The following is a 17118-nucleotide window of genomic DNA, read 5'->3' as shown; positions in this document are numbered from 1 at the left end:
ACCGGCGATCACCTCGTGATCTGGAAAGCCGGGGCCGGGATCAGACCGGGGCCGGGAATCAACCCGGGGGCCGAGACCAGCCAGAGCTCGGGACCAAACCGAGGGCGAGATCAAGTCGGGGCGAACCAAGCCCAAGGCCCTGACCAGCCCGAGGCCTGCGAGCGACCCGAGGTCTGGGATCGACCCGGGGGTCGTACCAGCCCGAGGTCGTGACCAGCCCGAGGTCGTGACCAGACCGGGGCCGGGAATCAACCCAGGGCCGAGACCAGCCGAGGACCGGAACCAGGCCCCTGACCGGCAGTCAGCCACGCACGGCAGTCAGCCCGTGATCCCCGTGCAGGGGCGGGTACGCAGGTCGTCCACGTAATCTGCCGGGGCGCTCGCGGCTTCCGCCGCGTCAGCGAGGACTCCCAGGTATCTCGCCGAGGGCAGGCCGCCCTCGTAGGCGTCCAGGACGTACAGCCAGGCCAGGGTCGAGCCGTCCATCGTCTGGACCCGGAGGCGGATCTTCGTGTGCATGCCCAGCTCGCCGCCTTCCCAGCGGTCGAGGCGTTCCTCGTCCAGCGAGGTCACGTCGTAGAGCACCACGAACACCCGGGAAGCGGGGTCTTCGACGATGGTGGCCAGTGCACCTTCCCAGCCAAGGTCCTCCCCGCCGAAGGTGAGCCGCCAGCCTTCCAGCCAGCCGGTGCCCGCCATCGGCGAGTGCGGGGCACGCTCCAGCATCTGGGCGGGCTCCATGTTCGATCCGTAAGCGGCATACAACGGCACGCCGGACAGCCTAGCGACCCGGACGCCGCACGACCGGATGCACATGCCGTGTCCGGACACTTCACCTGTCCACCGCACCCGCCGCGTACCGTGAAGCCCACGCCAGTACCGGTATCGAGGAGGAGCTCAGGTGACCAGGATCGTGATCATGGGTGGCGGCCCGGCGGGCTACGAAGCTGCCTTGGTCGCGGCGCAGCACGGCGCCGACGTGACGATCGTCGAGCGGGACGGTCTTGGCGGCGCCTGCGTCCTCTACGACTGCGTCCCGTCGAAGACGTTCATCGCCTCCTCCGGCGCGCTGGCCAAGATGCACGACCTCGGCGAGCTCGGCATCAACACCGACCTCGCGGACACCCGGGTCGACCTGCCCACCGTGCACGGCCGGGTGAAGGGGCTGGCGCTGGCCCAGTCCGCCGACATCCGTGCCCGCGTGCAACGCGAGGGCGTGCGCGTGATCAACGGCCAGGCCCGCTTCTGCGACGACGAGCCGGGCCTGGCCACCCACAAGGTGGCGGTCACGCACGCCGACGGCACCACCGAGGCGCTGAACGCGGACGTCGTGCTCATCGCCACCGGTGCCACGCCCCGCGTGCTGCCCGGCGCGGTGCCGGACGGGGAGCGGATCCTCGACTGGCGTCAGCTCTACGACCTCACCGAGCTGCCCGAGCATCTGGTCGTCATCGGCTCCGGGGTCACCGGCGCCGAGTTCGCGTCCGCGTACACCGAAATGGGCGTCACCGTCACCGTGGTCTCCAGCAGGGACCGGGTGCTGCCGCACGAGGACGCGGACGCCGCGGCGGTGCTCGAGGAGGTCTTCTCGCAGCGCGGTACCACGGTCGCCAAGCAGGCCCGCGCGGAACGCGTGGAGCGCACCGGCAACGGCGTTTCGGTGCATCTGGCCGACGGCCGGGTGATCGAGGCCAGCCACGCGCTGATGACCGTCGGGTCCGTGCCGAACACCGCCGACATCGGGCTCGACCGCGTGGGCATCGAACCGGGTCCCGGCGGATTCATCACGGTGGACCGGGTCTCGCGGACAACTGTGCCGGGCATCTACGCCGCGGGTGACTGCTCCGGGGTGCTGATGCTCGCGTCGGTGGCGAGCATGCAGGGCCGCATCGCGATGTGGCACGCGCTGGGCGAGGGCGTCGCGCCGATCAAGCTCAAGACGGTGGCCGCCAACGTGTTCACCCACCCGGAAATCGCCACCGTCGGCATCAGCCAGCAGGCGATCGACTCCGGCGAGGTGCCCGCCCGCACGATCATGCTCCCGCTGGCCACCAACCCGCGGGCGAAGATGGAAGGCCTGCGCCGCGGTTTCGTGAAGTTGTTCTGCCGCCCGGCGACCGGGGTGGTGGTCGGTGGCGTCGTCGTGGCGCCGACGGCGAGCGAGCTGATCCTGCCGATCGCGCTCGCGGTGCAGAACCAGCTGACGGTGGACCACCTGGCGCTCACGTTCTCGGTCTACCCGTCGCTGTCCGGGTCGATCACCGAGGCGGGCCGCCAGTTGATGCGGCACGACGATCTGGACTGATTCACCGCGCGGGCGCAACCTGCTGCCGGCACCCGCGTCTTGCGGGGTGAGCAGTGGTTGCGGGAGAGAGGCCGAGGGTGCGCACGAGGGCGGTTTTCACGGTGACAGCGGCAATGGCCGCGGCGGCGCTGGCGGTGACTGCCGGAGCCGCGACTGCCGACAGCGGGTCGGACACACGGGCCGCGGTTCCGGGCGACACCTCCGGTGGACAGGCACCAGTGACCGTGCAGCTGAACCAGGACACCGCCGCTTTGCACGGCATGGTCGACCACTTCCAGCGAGCCGACGCGAACGTCGCCCTCGCCGACTGCCCCGGAGCCACCCCGGGATCGACCACGTTCAGCTCCCCGGTGCTGAGGTTCTCCGGCTACGACTTCGGCCCGTTCGTCGGGGTCAAGGCCACCGTGAGCGCCGACGCGGAGCTGCTCTCCGGTACTGCCGCCGGCAGTTATCCACTGACCGTCACCTGTGGCGGGAAGCCCTACACCACCACGTTTTCGGTGCCCGCCGCGCAGGTGAGCCAGGTGCCCTCCGGTGCGGCGAAAGCCGGAGACGGCAGCCTCGCCGAATAGCCGCGGCATTGCCGAAGCCGCCGGGAATTCGTTCCCGGCGGCTTTTTCGTGCCTCGAATATCGCGCCGCTCGGCAACCCCGGCCGGGAGCGAGACGTCTACCTGGTGTCGGAAGAAAACGCCCGGACGGCAGGGGAACCGCGTTCCGAGAGTGGACGATCCGCGATTCGGCACTGCGGAAATCCGGGGGGAAGGATTTTCAAGGGGACTGTTGAAGCGTACCGCCATTTTCTCGACCCTGGTCGCGGCCGGAATGCTGACCGCCGCGCCGGCCATCGCTGCGGCCCAGACGGACACCACGACCGCACCCACGGACACGACGACCGCACCCACGGACACCGCGGGTTCGCCGACCTCCGGCACACCAACGTCCACCACCGCGCCGCCGTCGACCACACCCACCGACGACGGGAGCGGAGTGGGCACCCCCAAGGCCTACCTCCGGCTGCTGCCCGCGACCGGACGGGCCGGGGACAACGTGACCGTGCGCGTCGGCTGCGAGGCGAAGTACATCTCGCAGCTGGCCTCGGCAGCGCTCGAGTTCGGGCCGCTGCACCAGGTCGGCCCCCAGAACGACCCGGACAAGGCGCCTGTTTCGGAGGGCGGCGCGACCGTGCGCAGGGACGTGCGACCGGGTACCTACCAGGCTTCGTTCGACTGCGGTGGCGCGCAGATCGCCACGGAATTCACCGTGCTTCCCGCAAAACAGGTCGCGCAGGTGCCCGCCGGTGCGCCGCAGACCGGTGGCACCGACGGTCCGGCCGGCGATTCGCCCGGCCTGCCGGCCGCCGCGGCGATGGGTGCGCTCGCGGTCGGCGGGACCGGGCTGGTCGTCGCGCGCCGGCGCGTGCGTGGCTGAACCGTCTTCCGGGCCTGTTTCGGAAGTGGCAGGCTGCCGGTAGTCGAGCGGAGGGAAAGCCGTGCTCAGAAGAACGCTCGGCGCCGCGGTCAGCGCCGTCGCGGTGATGGCCGCCGGGTGCTCGGCCGGACCGGCGGACCCAGCCCCGCCCGCCGCCGTGGCGGGTTCGAGCGCGCCTGCGCAGGACGCGCCCGCGTTGCCGAAGTCGACGCCGGTGTCGCTCGATGTGCCGAAGATCGCGGCGCATTCGAGCCTGGTGCCGCTGGGACTCAACGCGGACAGGACGGTGCAGGTGCCGCCGGTGACCACCCCGTTGCAGGCCGGGTGGTACCGGTACGGCCCCACCCCCGGCGAACTCGGGCCCGCGGTGCTGCTGGGCCACGTGGACGGCAACAAACAGAAGGGGATCTTCTACCGGCTCAAGGAAATGCGGCGCGGCGACGACGTGGCGGTGGCTCGCGAGGACGGCCGTACCGCGCATTTCGTGGTGACGAAGGTCGACCAGGTACCGAAAGATGTCTTCCCGAGCGACGCGGTCTACGGCGACACCGACGACGCCGAGCTGCGCCTCATCACCTGCGGTGGCGCGTTCGACCGGTCGGAACACAGCTACGTGGACAACATCATCGTCTACGCGAAGCTGGTCGCCGGCGGTCCGTGAGCGCACCGGGTGGGTGAACGGGACCGGCTTTTGTCGGTCCCGGGTGCCAGACTGTGCCGGCCGCATCCACCTGGGAGGTAGAAGATGATCACCAGAACCGAACCGTGGCCCGAGGGCACGCCGTGCTGGGTCGATCTCATGACGTCCGACCGCGAGCGTGCGGTCGCGTTCTACGGGGCGTTGCTGGGCTGGACCGTGCGGGACGGCGGCGCGGACACCGGGTTCTACGGGACGGCGCAGGTGGCCGGCCGCCCGGTGGCCGGGATCGGCGAAGCGCCGCAGGGGCAGCAGGGAATGCCCGCGCAGTGGACCACATACCTTGCGGTGTCCGATGTGGACAGTGCGGTGGCGGCCGTCGGAGCGGCGGGCGGCCGGGTGCTCGCCTCGCCGGTGAACGTGCTGGACGAAGGACGAATGGCGATCGCCGAGGATCCGGCCGGTGCGGTGTTCGGCCTGTGGCAGGCGGGGACGCACCTCGGCAGCGAGGTCACCCTGGCGCCCGGCGCGGTGGCGTGGAACGAGTGCATGGTCGGGGACTTCGCCGCGGCCAAGCAGTTCTACGGGGACGTTCTCGGTTATTCCTTCGGGGACATGTCCGGCGGGGGCTTCACCTACGCGACACTCGACGTGGCAGGCCGTCCGGTCGGTGGTCTCGGCGAGCTGTCCGAGGGCGCTGGCGAAGCGGGCTGGCGCACCTGCTTCTGGGTCGCGGATGCCGAAGCGGCCGCCGCCCGGATCCCGGAGCTGGGCGGTGCGGTGGTGCGGGGTCCGGCGGACACCCCGTTCGGTCGCCTGGTCGAGGCGAAGGACGACCAGGGGGTGTCGTTCACCGTGCTGGCGCCCAGCGAGCAGTCCGGTGCGCCGGAGGGCTGGGGTGTGTGACGGTGCCGCCGCGGGGTCGCCGGTTCGTGGGAGAAGCGGCAACCCCGCGGTTGGGTCGATCGTGCGGTGACGGGTGGTCGGCTGTGCAGTGGCGGTTGGGTCGGCCGTGCGGTGACGGGCGGTCGGCTGTGCGGTGGCGGTTGGGTCGGTCGTGCGGTCACAGGTGGTCGGCTGTGCGGTCAGCTGTGGGACACCGAGAGCGAGTAGAAGTGCACCCGGGCCCCCACTGTCGAGCTGCTGCCGCTGCTCTGGTCGTAGTTGCCGGCTTTGAAGTACATCGGGTAGTCGTCGAACGAGGAATCGAGCGGCCAGGTGGTCTTCTCGCCGTTCAGGTCGAGGTTGATGGTGTCGCCGCCGGTCAGGCTGATCTCGTAGGACCACTTCCGGCCGAGTGGCACGTTCCCGACCGGATGCTGGGTCTGGCCGCCGGACGGGGAGTCCTCGATGCCCATCTTGATGTCACCGTTGGCGTAGTAGTACAGCTCCAGCAACGGTTTCGTCGATCCACTGCCCTCGGCGAGGTGGATCTGGCCGACGCACACGTGGTCGGGCACCTCGGTCACCTTCACCGACGCGGCGAGCCGGTGGGTGCCGGAGACCGGCCAGCTCGCCGCCTCGCCCCCCGGCGTCATCTCTCGCAGCTCGGAACGGGGGTAGTGCGAATTCGGCGTGGTGACGCCGTTTTCCGGGTCCCAGAACGTCATCGAGCCGTCGCCGGAATCGGTGTAGAAGTACTTGTCCTGGAAGCCGTCCCGGAGCTTGGCCGGCGAGATGGTGGTCGGCTTGCCCGGCGAGCCGACCGGCTCCTGCAGCTCCCACACCGACAGATCGAAATTGCTGCCCGGCGGCGCCCCGGGGTCGAGCGCGACCGCGGCGGACGCGGGCTGCCCGGCAAGCGCACCGAGCACCACGACTCCGGAACAGACGAGAAAACGAACCGCACGTAGCGTGAACATGGTTCTCCTGGGGGAGGGGGAATGGCGGGCGGTTTCCGGATCACCGTGCCCGCCAGTGTGTGTGGTCTAAACCAGAATCGTCAAGACTTCGCCACCCATAGTCCACGAAGGAAATGGCCCGCGGTCACGTGCGTGAACGACGATTCGCAGTCCTGAAAGGACTCCCACTGGCCGGGACGAAATGCGCCGGCCCGTTCAGGAATGCGAACGAACGAGACTGAATTGCCGCGGCACGGCCAGCCGCTCGCGAAGTGGTGTGTGTGGGGAGAAGGAGGAGGGGGCGGGCCACCAGGCAGCTCTCCGGGCGCATCGTGTCCAGCCACCGCGTCGGGCGCAATGTGTCCAGTCGACGCGTCCATGGGCTGTGTCCAGTCGTCGCTCAGGCTTACCGCGTCCACCGCCGCATCCACCCGGCGTGCCCAGACAGGTGCTCAGCCACCGCATCCAGCTGCCTTGTCTCCCGCCGCGGCCAGCCGCGTTCCCCTCTGTGTCACCCAGCCGCCCGACTGCTCCATCCCCCACGCAGCGAAACGGGCCGGGCTCCGCACTGTGCGAAGTCCGGCCCGTTCCGCCGGGTCGGCTCCGGTGGCCGGGGCCGCCGGAAAACGGCCGAGGGTCAGTCCTCGACCCAGTCGAAGGTCTTCGTCACGGCCTTCTTCCAGTTGCGGTATTCCTTCTCGCGGCGGGATTCGTCCATGGCGGGGTCCCACTGCTTGTCCTTGGCCCAGTTCGTGCGGATGTCGGCTTCCGACTCCCAGAAGCCCACTGCCAGGCCGGCGGCGTAGGCGGCACCCAGCGCGGTCGTTTCGTTGACCACCGGGCGGATCACCGGCACGCCGAGGATGTCCGCCTGGAACTGCATCAGCAGTTCGTTGACCACCATGCCGCCGTCCACCTTCAGGGACTTCAGCGGCACGCCCGAGTCCGCGTTCATCGCGTCGATCACCTCGCGCGACTGGAACGCGGTCGCCTCCAGCACGGCCCTCGCCAGGTGTCCCTTGTTGACGAACCGGGTCAGGCCCACGATCGCGCCGCGGGCGTCCGAACGCCAGTACGGGGCGAACAGGCCGGAGAAGGCCGGGACGAAGTACGCGCCACCATTGTCCTCGACGGTGCCGGCGTGCTCTTCGATCTCCGCGGCGGTGCCGATCATGCCCAGGTTGTCGCGCAACCACTGCACCAGCGAGCCGGTGACGGCGATCGAGCCCTCCAGCGCGTACACCGTGTCGTTCGAACCGATCTTGTAGCAGACCGTGGTGAGCAGGCCGTTCTCCGACATCACCTTCTCGGTGCCGGTGTTGAGCAGCATGAAGTTGCCGGTTCCGTAGGTGTTCTTCGCCTCGCCGGGGGACAGGCAGGCCTGGCCGAAGGTGGCCGCCTGCTGGTCGCCGAGGATGCCCGCGATCGGCACCCCGGCCAGCGCGCCGCGCTCGCGCACCTTGCCGTACTCCTCCGACGACGACCGGATCTCCGGCAGCATCGACAGCGGAATCCCCATCTCCGCGGCAATGTCGGCGTCCCACTGCAGGGTGTCGAGGTCCATCAGCAGGGTGCGTGACGCGTTGGTCGGATCGGTCACGTGGATGCCGCCGTCGGTGCCGCCGGTCATGTTCCACAGCACCCAGGTGTCCATGTTGCCGAACAACAGGTCACCGGCCTCGGCGCGGGCACGCACGCCCTCAACGTTGTCGAGGATCCACTTCACCTTCGGGCCGGAGAAGTAGGTGGCGAGCGGCAGGCCGGTCTTCGAGCGGTAACGCTCCTGGCCACCACCGAGCGCACCCAGTTCACCGGCGATCTTGTCCGTGCGGGTGTCCTGCCACACGATCGCGTTGTACACCGGCTTCCCGGTGTTGCGGTCCCACACCAGTGCGGTCTCCCGCTGGTTGGTGATGCCGACCGCGGCGATGTCGGAGGTGTGCAGATCGGCCTTGGCCAGCGCGCCGCCGGCGACCGCGCGGGTGTTCTCCCAGATCTCGTCCGCGTTGTGCTCGACCCAGCCGGCCTGCGGGAAGATCTGCTCGTGCTCACGCTGGTCGGCCGCGACGACGCGGCCGGAATGATCGAAGATCATGCAGCGGGTCGACGTGGTGCCCTGGTCGATCGCGGCAACGTAGCTGGTCATCGGTTTCCTCCAGAAAGATCGGGGGCGGCGTCAGGTCAGGTTGTGCACGGCGAGGTAGACCAGCGCGGCGATCGCGCCGCCGGCCAGCGGCCCGGCCACCGGGACCCACGAGTAGCCCCAGTCCGCGTCGCGCTTGCCCTTGATCGGCAGCAGGAACGCGTAGGCGATGCGCGGACCGAGGTCGCGCGCCGGGTTGATGGCGTACCCGGTCGGCCCGCCGAGCGAGATCCCGATGACCAGCACCACGAACGACACCCCGGCGTAGCCCAGCCCGGAGTTGCCGAAGTTCGGCACGCCGTCCTCGCCGCTCTCGAAGACCGGGCTCAGCAGCACCCAGCCGACCAGGACGAAGGTGCCGATGATCTCGGTGACCAGGTTCCACGCCTTGTTCCGGATCTGCGGGGCGGTGGAGAAGATGCCCAGCGTGTCGGCCGGCTCCGGATGGTCGTCGAACTGCAGTTTGTAGGTCGCCCAGCACAGCACCGCGCCGAGGATCGCGCCGGCGAACTCCCCGATGAAGTAGAACGGCACGTCCGCCCACGCCGTCTTGCCCGCGATGGCGAGCCCGAGGGTCACCGCCGGGTTGAGGTGCGCGCCGGTCGGCGCGGCGATGCTGGCCCCGGCGAACACGCCGAACGCCCAGCCGAAAGTGATGAACAACGTGCCCGCGTTGTGGCCGTTGTTCTTGCGGAGTACGTGGTTGGCCACGACGCCGTTACCCAAGAGAATCAGGACTGCGGTCCCCAGCAGCTCCCAGACGATGATTGCTCCGGCACTCACGCTCTACCTCCACACTCCGACACTCTGCGCAGGATCGATCACGCCGTGCCACGGCCTCTTCGCCGACCCAGTCCGCGGCACGTTACCGGGGCGTACAAGATCGTTCCAGGCGCCGCCTGCAGCAATGTGATCACGGGTTCCGAGGGTTACGCCACACGTGTCACCTCGGGGTGAGCGCGTGGTCACCGACCCGTGCGATGCTGGAGGAGGTGAGTACGAGGAGGATCCAGTGGTGACGAGTTCTCAGCACGGTGCCGACCGCCCCGCGGCCGACCAGAACCCGGCCCGGCTGGGCCCGGACAACCGCGAGGAGTCGTGGCGCCGCTTCGGTGCGCAGACCTACGACCTCGTCGTGATCGGCGGCGGGGTGGTCGGCGCGGGCACCGCGCTCGACGCGGCGACGCGTGGTCTGCGGGTGGCCCTGGTCGAGGCGCGCGACCTGGCGTCCGGCACGTCCAGCCGGTCCAGCAAGCTCTTCCACGGCGGCCTGCGTTATCTGGAGCAGCTCGAGTTCGGGCTGGTGCGCGAGGCCCTGCACGAGCGCGAGCTGATGCTCACGAAGATCGCGCCCCATCTGGTGAAACCGGTGAGCTTCCTGTACCCGCTCACCCGCCGCGTCTGGGAACGGCCCTACACCGCGGCCGGGCTGCTGATGTACGACACGATGGGCGGCGCGCGCTCGGTGCCGGGGCAGAAGCACCTCACCCGGGCGGGTGCGTTGCGGATGGTGCCCGCGCTCAAGCGGTCCGCGCTGATCGGCGGGATCCGCTACTACGACGCGCAGTCCGACGACGCCCGGCACACCATGACGGTGGCCCGTACCGCCGCGCACTACGGCGCGGTGGTCCGCACGTCCACCCAGGTCGTCGGGTTCCTCCGGGAGGCGGACCGGATTTCCGGCGTGCGCGTGCGTGACGTCGAGGACGGCCGGGAAACCGAGATCCACGCCGGCGCGGTGATCAACTGCACCGGCGTGTGGACCGACGAACTGCAGCGGCTCTCCGGCGGTCGCGGCCGGTTCCGCGTGCGTGCCAGCAAGGGCGTGCACATCGTGGTGCCGCGCGACCGGATCGTCTCGGAATCGGGCATGATCCTGCGCACCGAGAAGTCGGTGCTGTTCGTGATCCCGTGGCGCAATCACTGGATCGTCGGCACCACCGACACCGACTGGAATCTCGATCTCGCGCATCCCGCGGCCACCAAGCACGACATCGACTACCTCCTCGAGCACGTCAACAAGGTGCTCGCCACCCCGCTCACCCACGACGACATCGAGGGCGTGTACGCGGGCCTGCGCCCGTTGCTGGCGGGGGAAAGCGAAGAGACGTCGAAGCTTTCGCGGGAGCACGCGGTCGCCAGGGTCGCGCCCGGTCTGGTCGCCATCGCGGGCGGGAAGTACACCACGTACCGCGTGATGGCCGCCGACGCCGTGGACGCGGCGGTGGTCGACCTGCCGGGCCGTCCGCCGTCCTCCATCACCGACAAGGTTCCGCTGCTCGGCGCGGACGGCTACCACGCGCTGGTCAACCAGGCCGATCACCTGGCCGCCCAGCACGGGCTGCACCCGTACCGCGTGCGGCACCTGCTCGACCGCTACGGCTCGATGGTGCACGAGGTGCTGGCGCTCGCCGACGGCCGGCCCGAGCTGCTCAAGCCGATCGAGTCCGCGCCGGACTACCTCGGCGTGGAGGTCGTGTACGCGGCGAGCCACGAGGGGGCACTGCATCTGGAGGACGTGCTCGCCCGGCGGACCCGGATCTCCATCGAGTACGCGCACCGCGGCGTCGACTGCGCGGAGCAGGTGGCGCAGCTCGTCGGCGAGGTGCTGGGCTGGTCCGCGGAGGCGGCGCAGCACGAGGTGGCCGTCTACCGGTCCCGGGTGGAGGCCGAACGCGATTCGCAGTCCCAGCCCACCGACGAGTCCGCGGACGCCCTGCGAGCGGCGGCCCCGGAGGCCCGCGCCGGCATCATCGAGCCGGTCAGCTGAGCACTCCTCGTGAGTGGCGAGGCCGGTGAGAACCGGCCTCGCCACTCACGAGGTGCGGACCCAGCGCACCAGGGGTTCGCCGGTGGGTGAAGGGCGATCTTCGAGGCCCACCCTGCTGAACCCGCACCGCTCGGCCACGATGGCCGACGCCGTGTTGCTTTCCAGGTGCCGGTAGGCGATCTCGTTGAGTTCCAGTGCGCCGAAGCCGAACCGGATGGCCGCGGACAGCGCGGTGACGGCGATGCCTCCGCCGCGCTCCGCCGGATGCGTCCACACCGAGGCCTCCGCCGTGCCGAACGTCGTGTCGAGGTCGCGGAGCCCGACCTCGCCGAGCAGCCGCCCGGTCGTCGGTTCGGCGACCGCCCACGAGCAGCGTTCGTCACAGGCCCACTGCGCGGCACGCAGCGTGATGTACTCGGTGGCTTCGTCGGTCGTCCGCAACCGGTAGTTCAGCACGTACCGGCGGTGTTCCGGATCCGCGAATGCCTCCATCAGCGCGGGCCGGTCGTCGAGGTGCCGGTCCGCACGCAACTGGCGCAGGTAGTACGCGCCCGCGTTGATCTCCACGGGTTCCACTCCCCGAGCGTAACCAGGATTCGCGGACTTCACCCGGGCCCGACGGGTGCGCCCGGCGACCGGGTGAACGTCAGTGCAGCGGCAGGCTTTCGAGGGTGAACACCGGGCTGGTCAGCGGAGTGCCGTACAGGTAGGTGTCCATCTGGGAGTTGGTCACCAGCAGTCGATCCCCGCGCACGGCGACGCACGCTGCGCGTCGTAGAACCCGACGCCGACCGGGTGAACGTCACCGGGCGGGCAGCTGCACGTGGACCACGGTGCCGTCCCCGGGCGCGGATTCGATGGTCAGCGTGCCGGCCGTTCGCCGGACGCGCTGCCGCATGGCTTCGAGCCCGAAGCCGGTGCCCTCGCCGCGATCTCCGGCGGTGAATCCCAGTCCATCGTCGCGGATGTCGAGCAGGACCGAACCGTCGGTGTAGGTCAGGGTGACGGCGATCCGGGTCGCCTCGGCGTGTTTTTCCGCGTTGGCCAGGGCTTCCTGGGTGACCCGGTACAGCGTCTCCTCGGCCTCGGGCGGTAACGGCCGCGTGGCACCGTCTGTCCGGGCCGTCACTTCGGTGCCCGTCCTTCCCGCCAGGCGTTCGGCCAGCCCGGCGAGGGCCTCGGGCAGGCGCGAATCGGCCAGCGGCTCCGGACGGAGTGCTTGCACCGCGCGGCGGGCCTCGCTCAGGCTGTCCTTCGCCAGTGCGTGCACGTGCCCGAGATGCCGTTGGCGGTCGTCTTCGCAGGCGGCTTGATCGGCGGCGTGCAGCTGCGTGACGATGCCGGTGAGGCCCTGCGCCACGGTGTCGTGGATTTCCCTCGCCATCCGCTGCCGTTCGTCGCGTACGCCCGATTCCCTGGCCTGGACGAGGAGTCTTTCCTGCAGCGCGGCGTTCTCCGCCAGCGCCGCGGTCAGCTTCTGGTTGGTGCGACGGCGTTCCTCGCTTTCCGCGCCGACGAACCACGCGGCGTACAGCACCGGCCCCACGACCGACACCACGGTCACCCACGGCGGTGTCTCGGCATGCCAGATTCCCTTGGCCAGCAACGGAACCAGCGCGGTCGCGGCCGCCGCGAAAATGCTCCAGCGCGCGGGGAACAACACGAAGGCGATCGGGTAGCCGACGGAGGCGAAGGCGGTGAACGTGTCCATCCGCGTGGCCAGGAACGTCGAGGCGATCAGCAGGACCGCGAAAAAGCCGACCGCACGCCACGGGTTCTCGGTGCGCCGGGGGACCAGCGGGATGAGCACCAGCAGCCACAGTGCGATCGCCGCGGCGAGGATCAGCGTGGTGCGCCACTGCGCCGGGCTGCCGTGGTCCTGCGTGCCCGCGATGATCGTGCACACCGTCAGCGCCGCGATTCCGATGGCGGTGACCGTGGGACCCGCCCGCCGTTCGGTACGTGGGTCGATCGCGCCCGGCCGGATCCCGATCATGATCGCGGCCTCAGCGCCGCCGCCACCCGGTGAGCAGCAGTACGGCGATCGGCAGCGCGAAAACGATGAACAGCCGGCCGCGCGAGAGCACCAGGATCACGATGCTCAGCACGACAGAAATCGGCACCGCGTACCTCGTCACGTACCGCGACAGCGTGCTGCCCCGGGACGCCGGCGGGGGAGCCGCGGTGGCGCGGGGCGCGGACAGCAGGGCACTCGGCCTGGGTGAGGGCAGGTCGTCGAACAACGGAACCAGCTCGCTGACCCGCTTCGCCGCGGCGACTCTCGCCGAACGAGTGCCGTACTCGTCGACGTCCAGCCGCCCGGTCCGCACGTGTTCGGAGAGGACGTCGAGCGCGTCCTGCCGCTCGGCATCGCTCAGCAGCATGTCGGGCACGGCAGGCCTCAGCGTTCCAACCGGCGGCGGCGCCGGTACTCGTCGCGCAGCTCGCGGCGGTGCTCGAGGTGGGCCAGCCGGTGCTCCCGGTGCCGCTCCAGCCGTTCCCGGTGCCGGTCGTGCCGGTCGCGGTGGTCGAAGTGCTTGCCCCACACCGACGCCCCGATACCGCTGAGCACGATCGGAACGAGGATGACGCCCCACGCGCCGGTGGTGGCGGTCAAGGCGATCGCCGCGATCCAGAGGATCGGCAGCAGTCCGGCCACCACCCGCTGCATGACCGGAGTGCTCTGCTCGGGCCTGGCCACTTCCCCGGCCGGCGGCTGGGCCGCGGGGTGCGGGACGGAGGCCGCGGGTGGCGTCGCCGCCGGCACATCGCCGCCGTACGCGGGATGCGGCGCCGGCAGGTCGGCGAACATCTCGGCCAGCTCACCGCGGGTCTTGGCCGCGGTGATCCGGGCCGAACGTTCGCCGTACTCCTCGATGTCGATCCGCCCCGCGCTCATGTGCTCACCGAGCGCGTTCAGCGCGGACTCCCGTTCCTGATCGCTGATCCGCAGTTGCGGAGACGGAACCTCAGTCACATCGACGATGGTATGCCGCCGCGCGCCCGGCCACCCACGAAATCCGGCACAACTTCAGTCCTTGAGCTCCAGCAGCTGGCTGCCCTGGGTCACCGCGGCACCGACCTCGACCGAAAGTCCGGTCACCGTGCCCGCTTTGTGCGCGGTGACCGGGTTTTCCATCTTCATCGCCTCGAGCACCAGGATCAGCTCGCCCGCCTCGACGTGCTGGCCTTCCTCGACCCCGATCTTCACGATGGTGCCCTGCATCGGCGCGGTGACCGCGTCGCCGCTCACCGCGGCCTTCGAACCACCGGCACGCTTGCGCGGCTTCGCCTTCGTCGCGGTCGCCGCGGCGCCGCCACCCTCCAGCGCGAAGCCGCCGGGCAGCGACACCTCCAGCCGGCGGCCGCCGACCTCGACCACCACGTTCTGCCGCGGTGCCTCTTGCTCGGCCTCCGCGTCCGGGGCGGTGAACGGTTCGATCTTGTTGTCGAACTCGGTCTCGATCCAGCGGGTGTGCACGGTGAAACCGTTCTCGTCGCCGACGAATGCCGGATCGTCGACGATCACCCGGTCGAACGGCAGCACCGTCGCCATGCCCTCGACCACGAATTCGGCCAGCGCGCGCCGGCTGCGCTCCAGGGCGTTCGCCCGGTCGGAGCCGGTGACGATCAGCTTCGCGAGCATCGAGTCGAACTGGCCACCGATGACGCTGCCGGACTCCACCCCGGAGTCCACGCGCACGCCCGGCCCGTTCGGCGAGACGAACTTCGTGACAGTCCCGGGGGCGGGCAGGAAGCCGCGTCCGGCGTCCTCGCCGTTGATCCGGAACTCGATCGAGTGGCCGCGCGGCTCCGGGTCCTCGAGAATGCGCAGCTTCTCGCCGCGAGCGATGCGGAACATCTCCCGCACCAGGTCGAGGCCGGTGGTCTCCTCGGACACCGGGTGCTCGACCTGCAGCCGGGTGTTCACCTCCAGGAAGGAGATGGTGCCGTCGGTGGCCACCAGGTACTCCACGGTGCCGGCGCCGTAGTAGCCGGCCTCCTTGCAGATCGCCTTGGCCGATTCGTGGATCCGGGCGCGCTGCTCGTCGGTGAGGTACGGCGCGGGCGCCTCCTCCACGAGCTTCTGGTGGCGGCGCTGCAGCGAGCAGTCGCGGGTACCGACCACGATCGCGTTGCCGTGCTGGTCGGCCAGCACCTGCGCCTCGACGTGTCGCGGCTTGTCCAGGTAGCGCTCCACGAAGCATTCGCCCCTGCCGAACGCGGCCACCGCCTCGCGGGTCGCGGATTCGAACAGCTCGGGGATCTCCTCGCGGGTCCGCGCGACCTTCAGGCCGCGGCCACCGCCGCCGAACGCGGCCTTGATGGCCACCGGCAGCCCGTGCTCGTCGGCGAAGGCGAGGATCTCGCCGGCGTCCTTGGCCGGTTCCTTGGTGCCGGGCACCAGCGGCGCGCCGGCCCGCGTCGCGATGTGCCGCGCGGTGACCTTGTCACCGAGGTCGCGGATGGACTGCGGGCTCGGTCCGATCCAGGTGAGGCCGGCGTCCAGCACGGCCTGCGCGAAATCGGAGTTCTCGGACAGGAACCCGTAGCCCGGATGCACCGAATCGGCGCCGGACCGCTTGGCCGCGTCGATGATCTTGTCGATCGAGAGGTAGCTTTCCGCCGCCGTGCTGCCACCGAGGGCGAATGCCTCGTCGGCCAGCCGCACGTGCGGGGCGTCGCGGTCGGGATCGGCGTAGACGGCCACGCTGGCCAGGCCGGCGTCCTTGGCCGCCCTGATCACCCGCACCGCGATCTCACCCCGGTTGGCGACCAGGACCTTGGTCACCGGCCCGCCTGTGCTCGCGATGTCCTGCTCGCTCACCCCGTACCTCCCGCGTTCTTCAGCGGCGCTGCTGGTCATCCGGGAGTCTACGGTCGCACTCGTGCTCTGGGTTGAGAGCTGGACCACCCGGCCGGTTCGTTATACCGGCGCGTGGTGGCGCAGCTCGACCGGGAGCTCGGTGTCGAGCACGATCACGTCGTAGGGGTTGACCTGGTGGATCTTCGGCAGGTGCTCGGTGTTGACCAGGATCCACGGCTGGTGCGCGCCACAGCAGTCCACCAGCCGGTCCAGCGCGGTGAACGCGACCAGCGCGATCCGGCCGTCGGGGGTGTGGCGCAGCTCGACGGCGGCACCGGTGCCGCCGTCGGTGGTCGGGCCCGCCGGGCCGGTGGGCAGGTACAGGGCCGGGGGAAGGTCGGGATTCGTCACCGGGACAACATAGTCGGCCACCGGCGGTGAGGTCGCTTACAGTCTCGGATATGCGGACTTCGGCGAAGCGGATCCCCCGGTCCGCGCTGCTCACCGCGGCGCTGGCCGCCGTGGTCACGGTCGCGGCGCTCGTCGTGATCGTGGTGCTGCGTCCGGAGCGGGAAGGGACCCCGGTGAGCGCCGGCGTCCCCGCGCCCGCGAGCGGGCAGGCGAACGAAACGTGCGGGGCGCAGCCGTGCCGGCAGCTGGCCGCGGTCACCGTGGGCGAAGTTCCGGTGGTGCTGTTCGCGGACGCTTCCGGTGGGCGCGGCCGGGTGCAGGTCGGCACCCGGCCGCCCACCGAGTTCGAGCTCGCGATCTCCGGGATGGGCGCGAAACTGACCGCCAGTTCGCTGCAGTGCGTCGACGGTTCCACCGCGGCCTGCCTGGTCCGCGGCCGGACCAGCGGCGGCGCGTTCGGCGAGCTGCTCACCGGAGCCGGCGGGGTGTGGCGTGACTTCGGGAAGCCGTACTTCGCCGACACGGGCACGCTTTCGCTGTCCGACGTGAGCCAGGACGGCCGCCCGGACGTGATCGTCGTCCGGCACGAATGCCCGCGGGCCACCCCCGGCACGGCCAGCTGCCAGGCCGCCCCGGTGCTGGCCGAGGTGTACGAGCTGGCCGGCGACCTGATGGGCTGCACGGCGACCGTCACCTCGCCGTCCGACCTGCGCGGCTGGCCCGACGTGCAACTCCGCCGTTCGCAACTGCGGCCCTGCCCGGACGCTTCCTGAT

General features: G+C 70.3%; 17 protein-coding genes. 7 read left to right on the top strand and 10 right to left on the bottom strand.

Features of this window, described 5'->3' with window-relative positions:
* Nucleotides 1-318: 318 nt before the first annotated feature.
* Nucleotides 319-771: a gamma-glutamylcyclotransferase family protein gene (locus tag BJY18_RS18240; RefSeq protein ID WP_184781120.1), complete on the bottom strand. Its 453-nt coding sequence runs from the start codon at nucleotides 769-771 to the stop codon at nucleotides 319-321.
* Between the two features lie 130 nt (nucleotides 772-901).
* Here BJY18_RS18240 and BJY18_RS18235 point away from each other — a divergent pair, with 130 nt between their 5' ends.
* The 5 genes from BJY18_RS18235 (at nucleotide 902) to BJY18_RS18215 (ending at nucleotide 5278) form a co-directional block, all read left to right on the top strand.
* The gene (locus BJY18_RS18235) at nucleotides 902-2305 is read left to right on the top strand and encodes an NAD(P)H-quinone dehydrogenase (RefSeq protein ID WP_184781119.1); all 1404 of its coding nucleotides are present in this window, start codon (nucleotides 902-904) and stop codon (nucleotides 2303-2305) included.
* Nucleotides 2306-2523: 218 nt separating this feature from the next.
* Complete coding sequence (locus tag BJY18_RS18230; protein ID WP_376774686.1) at nucleotides 2524-2877, top strand: hypothetical protein; 354 nt, start codon at nucleotides 2524-2526, stop codon at nucleotides 2875-2877.
* Between the two features lie 210 nt (nucleotides 2878-3087).
* Nucleotides 3088-3735, top strand: a complete 648-nt coding sequence (locus tag BJY18_RS18225) for a hypothetical protein (protein WP_184781117.1) — start codon at nucleotides 3088-3090, stop codon at nucleotides 3733-3735.
* Between the two features lie 106 nt (nucleotides 3736-3841).
* On the top strand, nucleotides 3842-4396 hold the full coding sequence (locus BJY18_RS18220) for a class F sortase (protein ID WP_184784691.1): 555 nt from the start codon (nucleotides 3842-3844) through the stop codon (nucleotides 4394-4396).
* Nucleotides 4397-4480: 84 nt separating this feature from the next.
* The gene (locus BJY18_RS18215; RefSeq protein WP_184781116.1) at nucleotides 4481-5278 is read left to right on the top strand and encodes a VOC family protein; all 798 of its coding nucleotides are present in this window, start codon (nucleotides 4481-4483) and stop codon (nucleotides 5276-5278) included.
* 179 nt (nucleotides 5279-5457) lie between these two features.
* Here BJY18_RS18215 and BJY18_RS18210 read toward each other — a convergent pair whose 3' ends face one another.
* The 3 genes from BJY18_RS18210 to BJY18_RS18200 form a co-directional block, all read right to left on the bottom strand.
* The gene (locus tag BJY18_RS18210) at nucleotides 5458-6234 is read right to left on the bottom strand and encodes a polysaccharide lyase family 7 protein (protein ID WP_184781115.1); all 777 of its coding nucleotides are present in this window, start codon (nucleotides 6232-6234) and stop codon (nucleotides 5458-5460) included.
* 616 nt (nucleotides 6235-6850) lie between these two features.
* Nucleotides 6851-8359, bottom strand: coding sequence for a glycerol kinase GlpK (glpK, locus tag BJY18_RS18205; protein ID WP_184781114.1), 1509 nt, complete (start codon nucleotides 8357-8359; stop codon nucleotides 6851-6853).
* 30 nt (nucleotides 8360-8389) lie between these two features.
* The gene (locus BJY18_RS18200) at nucleotides 8390-9139 is read right to left on the bottom strand and encodes an MIP/aquaporin family protein (protein WP_184781113.1); all 750 of its coding nucleotides are present in this window, start codon (nucleotides 9137-9139) and stop codon (nucleotides 8390-8392) included.
* Nucleotides 9140-9371: 232 nt separating this feature from the next.
* Here BJY18_RS18200 and BJY18_RS18195 point away from each other — a divergent pair, with 232 nt between their 5' ends.
* The gene (locus BJY18_RS18195; RefSeq protein ID WP_446680345.1) at nucleotides 9372-11126 is read left to right on the top strand and encodes a glycerol-3-phosphate dehydrogenase/oxidase; all 1755 of its coding nucleotides are present in this window, start codon (nucleotides 9372-9374) and stop codon (nucleotides 11124-11126) included.
* Between the two features lie 45 nt (nucleotides 11127-11171).
* On the opposite strand, the gene BJY18_RS18190 is transcribed toward BJY18_RS18195, so the two are convergent.
* The 6 genes from BJY18_RS18190 to BJY18_RS18165 all read right to left on the bottom strand — a co-directional run bounded on the left by BJY18_RS18190 (nucleotide 11172) and on the right by BJY18_RS18165 (nucleotide 16344).
* Entirely contained in the window at nucleotides 11172-11702 is a 531-nt protein-coding gene (locus BJY18_RS18190) for a GNAT family N-acetyltransferase (protein ID WP_312873881.1), read from the bottom strand.
* A 226-nt stretch (nucleotides 11703-11928) separates the two neighbouring features.
* Nucleotides 11929-13122 carry a sensor histidine kinase gene (locus BJY18_RS18185; protein WP_184781111.1) on the bottom strand — a complete coding sequence of 398 codons (1194 nt, stop codon included), beginning with the start codon at nucleotides 13120-13122 and terminating at the stop codon, nucleotides 11929-11931.
* 10 nt (nucleotides 13123-13132) lie between these two features.
* Nucleotides 13133-13510 (bottom strand): DUF1707 SHOCT-like domain-containing protein, encoded by a 378-nt coding sequence (locus BJY18_RS18180; protein ID WP_221457817.1) that lies wholly within the window; start codon nucleotides 13508-13510, stop codon nucleotides 13133-13135.
* A gap of 17 nt (nucleotides 13511-13527) precedes the next feature.
* Nucleotides 13528-14103, bottom strand: a complete 576-nt coding sequence (locus BJY18_RS18175) for a DUF1707 SHOCT-like domain-containing protein (RefSeq protein WP_184781109.1) — start codon at nucleotides 14101-14103, stop codon at nucleotides 13528-13530.
* A gap of 54 nt (nucleotides 14104-14157) precedes the next feature.
* Nucleotides 14158-15954 (bottom strand): acetyl/propionyl/methylcrotonyl-CoA carboxylase subunit alpha, encoded by a 1797-nt coding sequence (locus BJY18_RS18170; RefSeq protein WP_184781108.1) that lies wholly within the window; start codon nucleotides 15952-15954, stop codon nucleotides 14158-14160.
* A 99-nt stretch (nucleotides 15955-16053) separates the two neighbouring features.
* Entirely contained in the window at nucleotides 16054-16344 is a 291-nt protein-coding gene (locus tag BJY18_RS18165; RefSeq protein ID WP_184781107.1) for an SAV_915 family protein, read from the bottom strand.
* 50 nt (nucleotides 16345-16394) lie between these two features.
* Between BJY18_RS18165 and BJY18_RS18160 the strand changes: the two genes are divergently transcribed.
* Nucleotides 16395-17117, top strand: a complete 723-nt coding sequence (locus BJY18_RS18160) for a hypothetical protein (RefSeq protein WP_184781106.1) — start codon at nucleotides 16395-16397, stop codon at nucleotides 17115-17117.
* The last annotated feature ends 1 nt before the right edge of the window (nucleotide 17118 follow it).

It is taken from the genome of Amycolatopsis jiangsuensis, assembly GCF_014204865.1.
Classification (GTDB): domain Bacteria; phylum Actinomycetota; class Actinomycetes; order Mycobacteriales; family Pseudonocardiaceae; genus Amycolatopsis; species Amycolatopsis jiangsuensis.
Note: the sequence above shows the minus strand (reverse complement) of the source record. Positions and strands in the feature narration are given on the sequence as shown.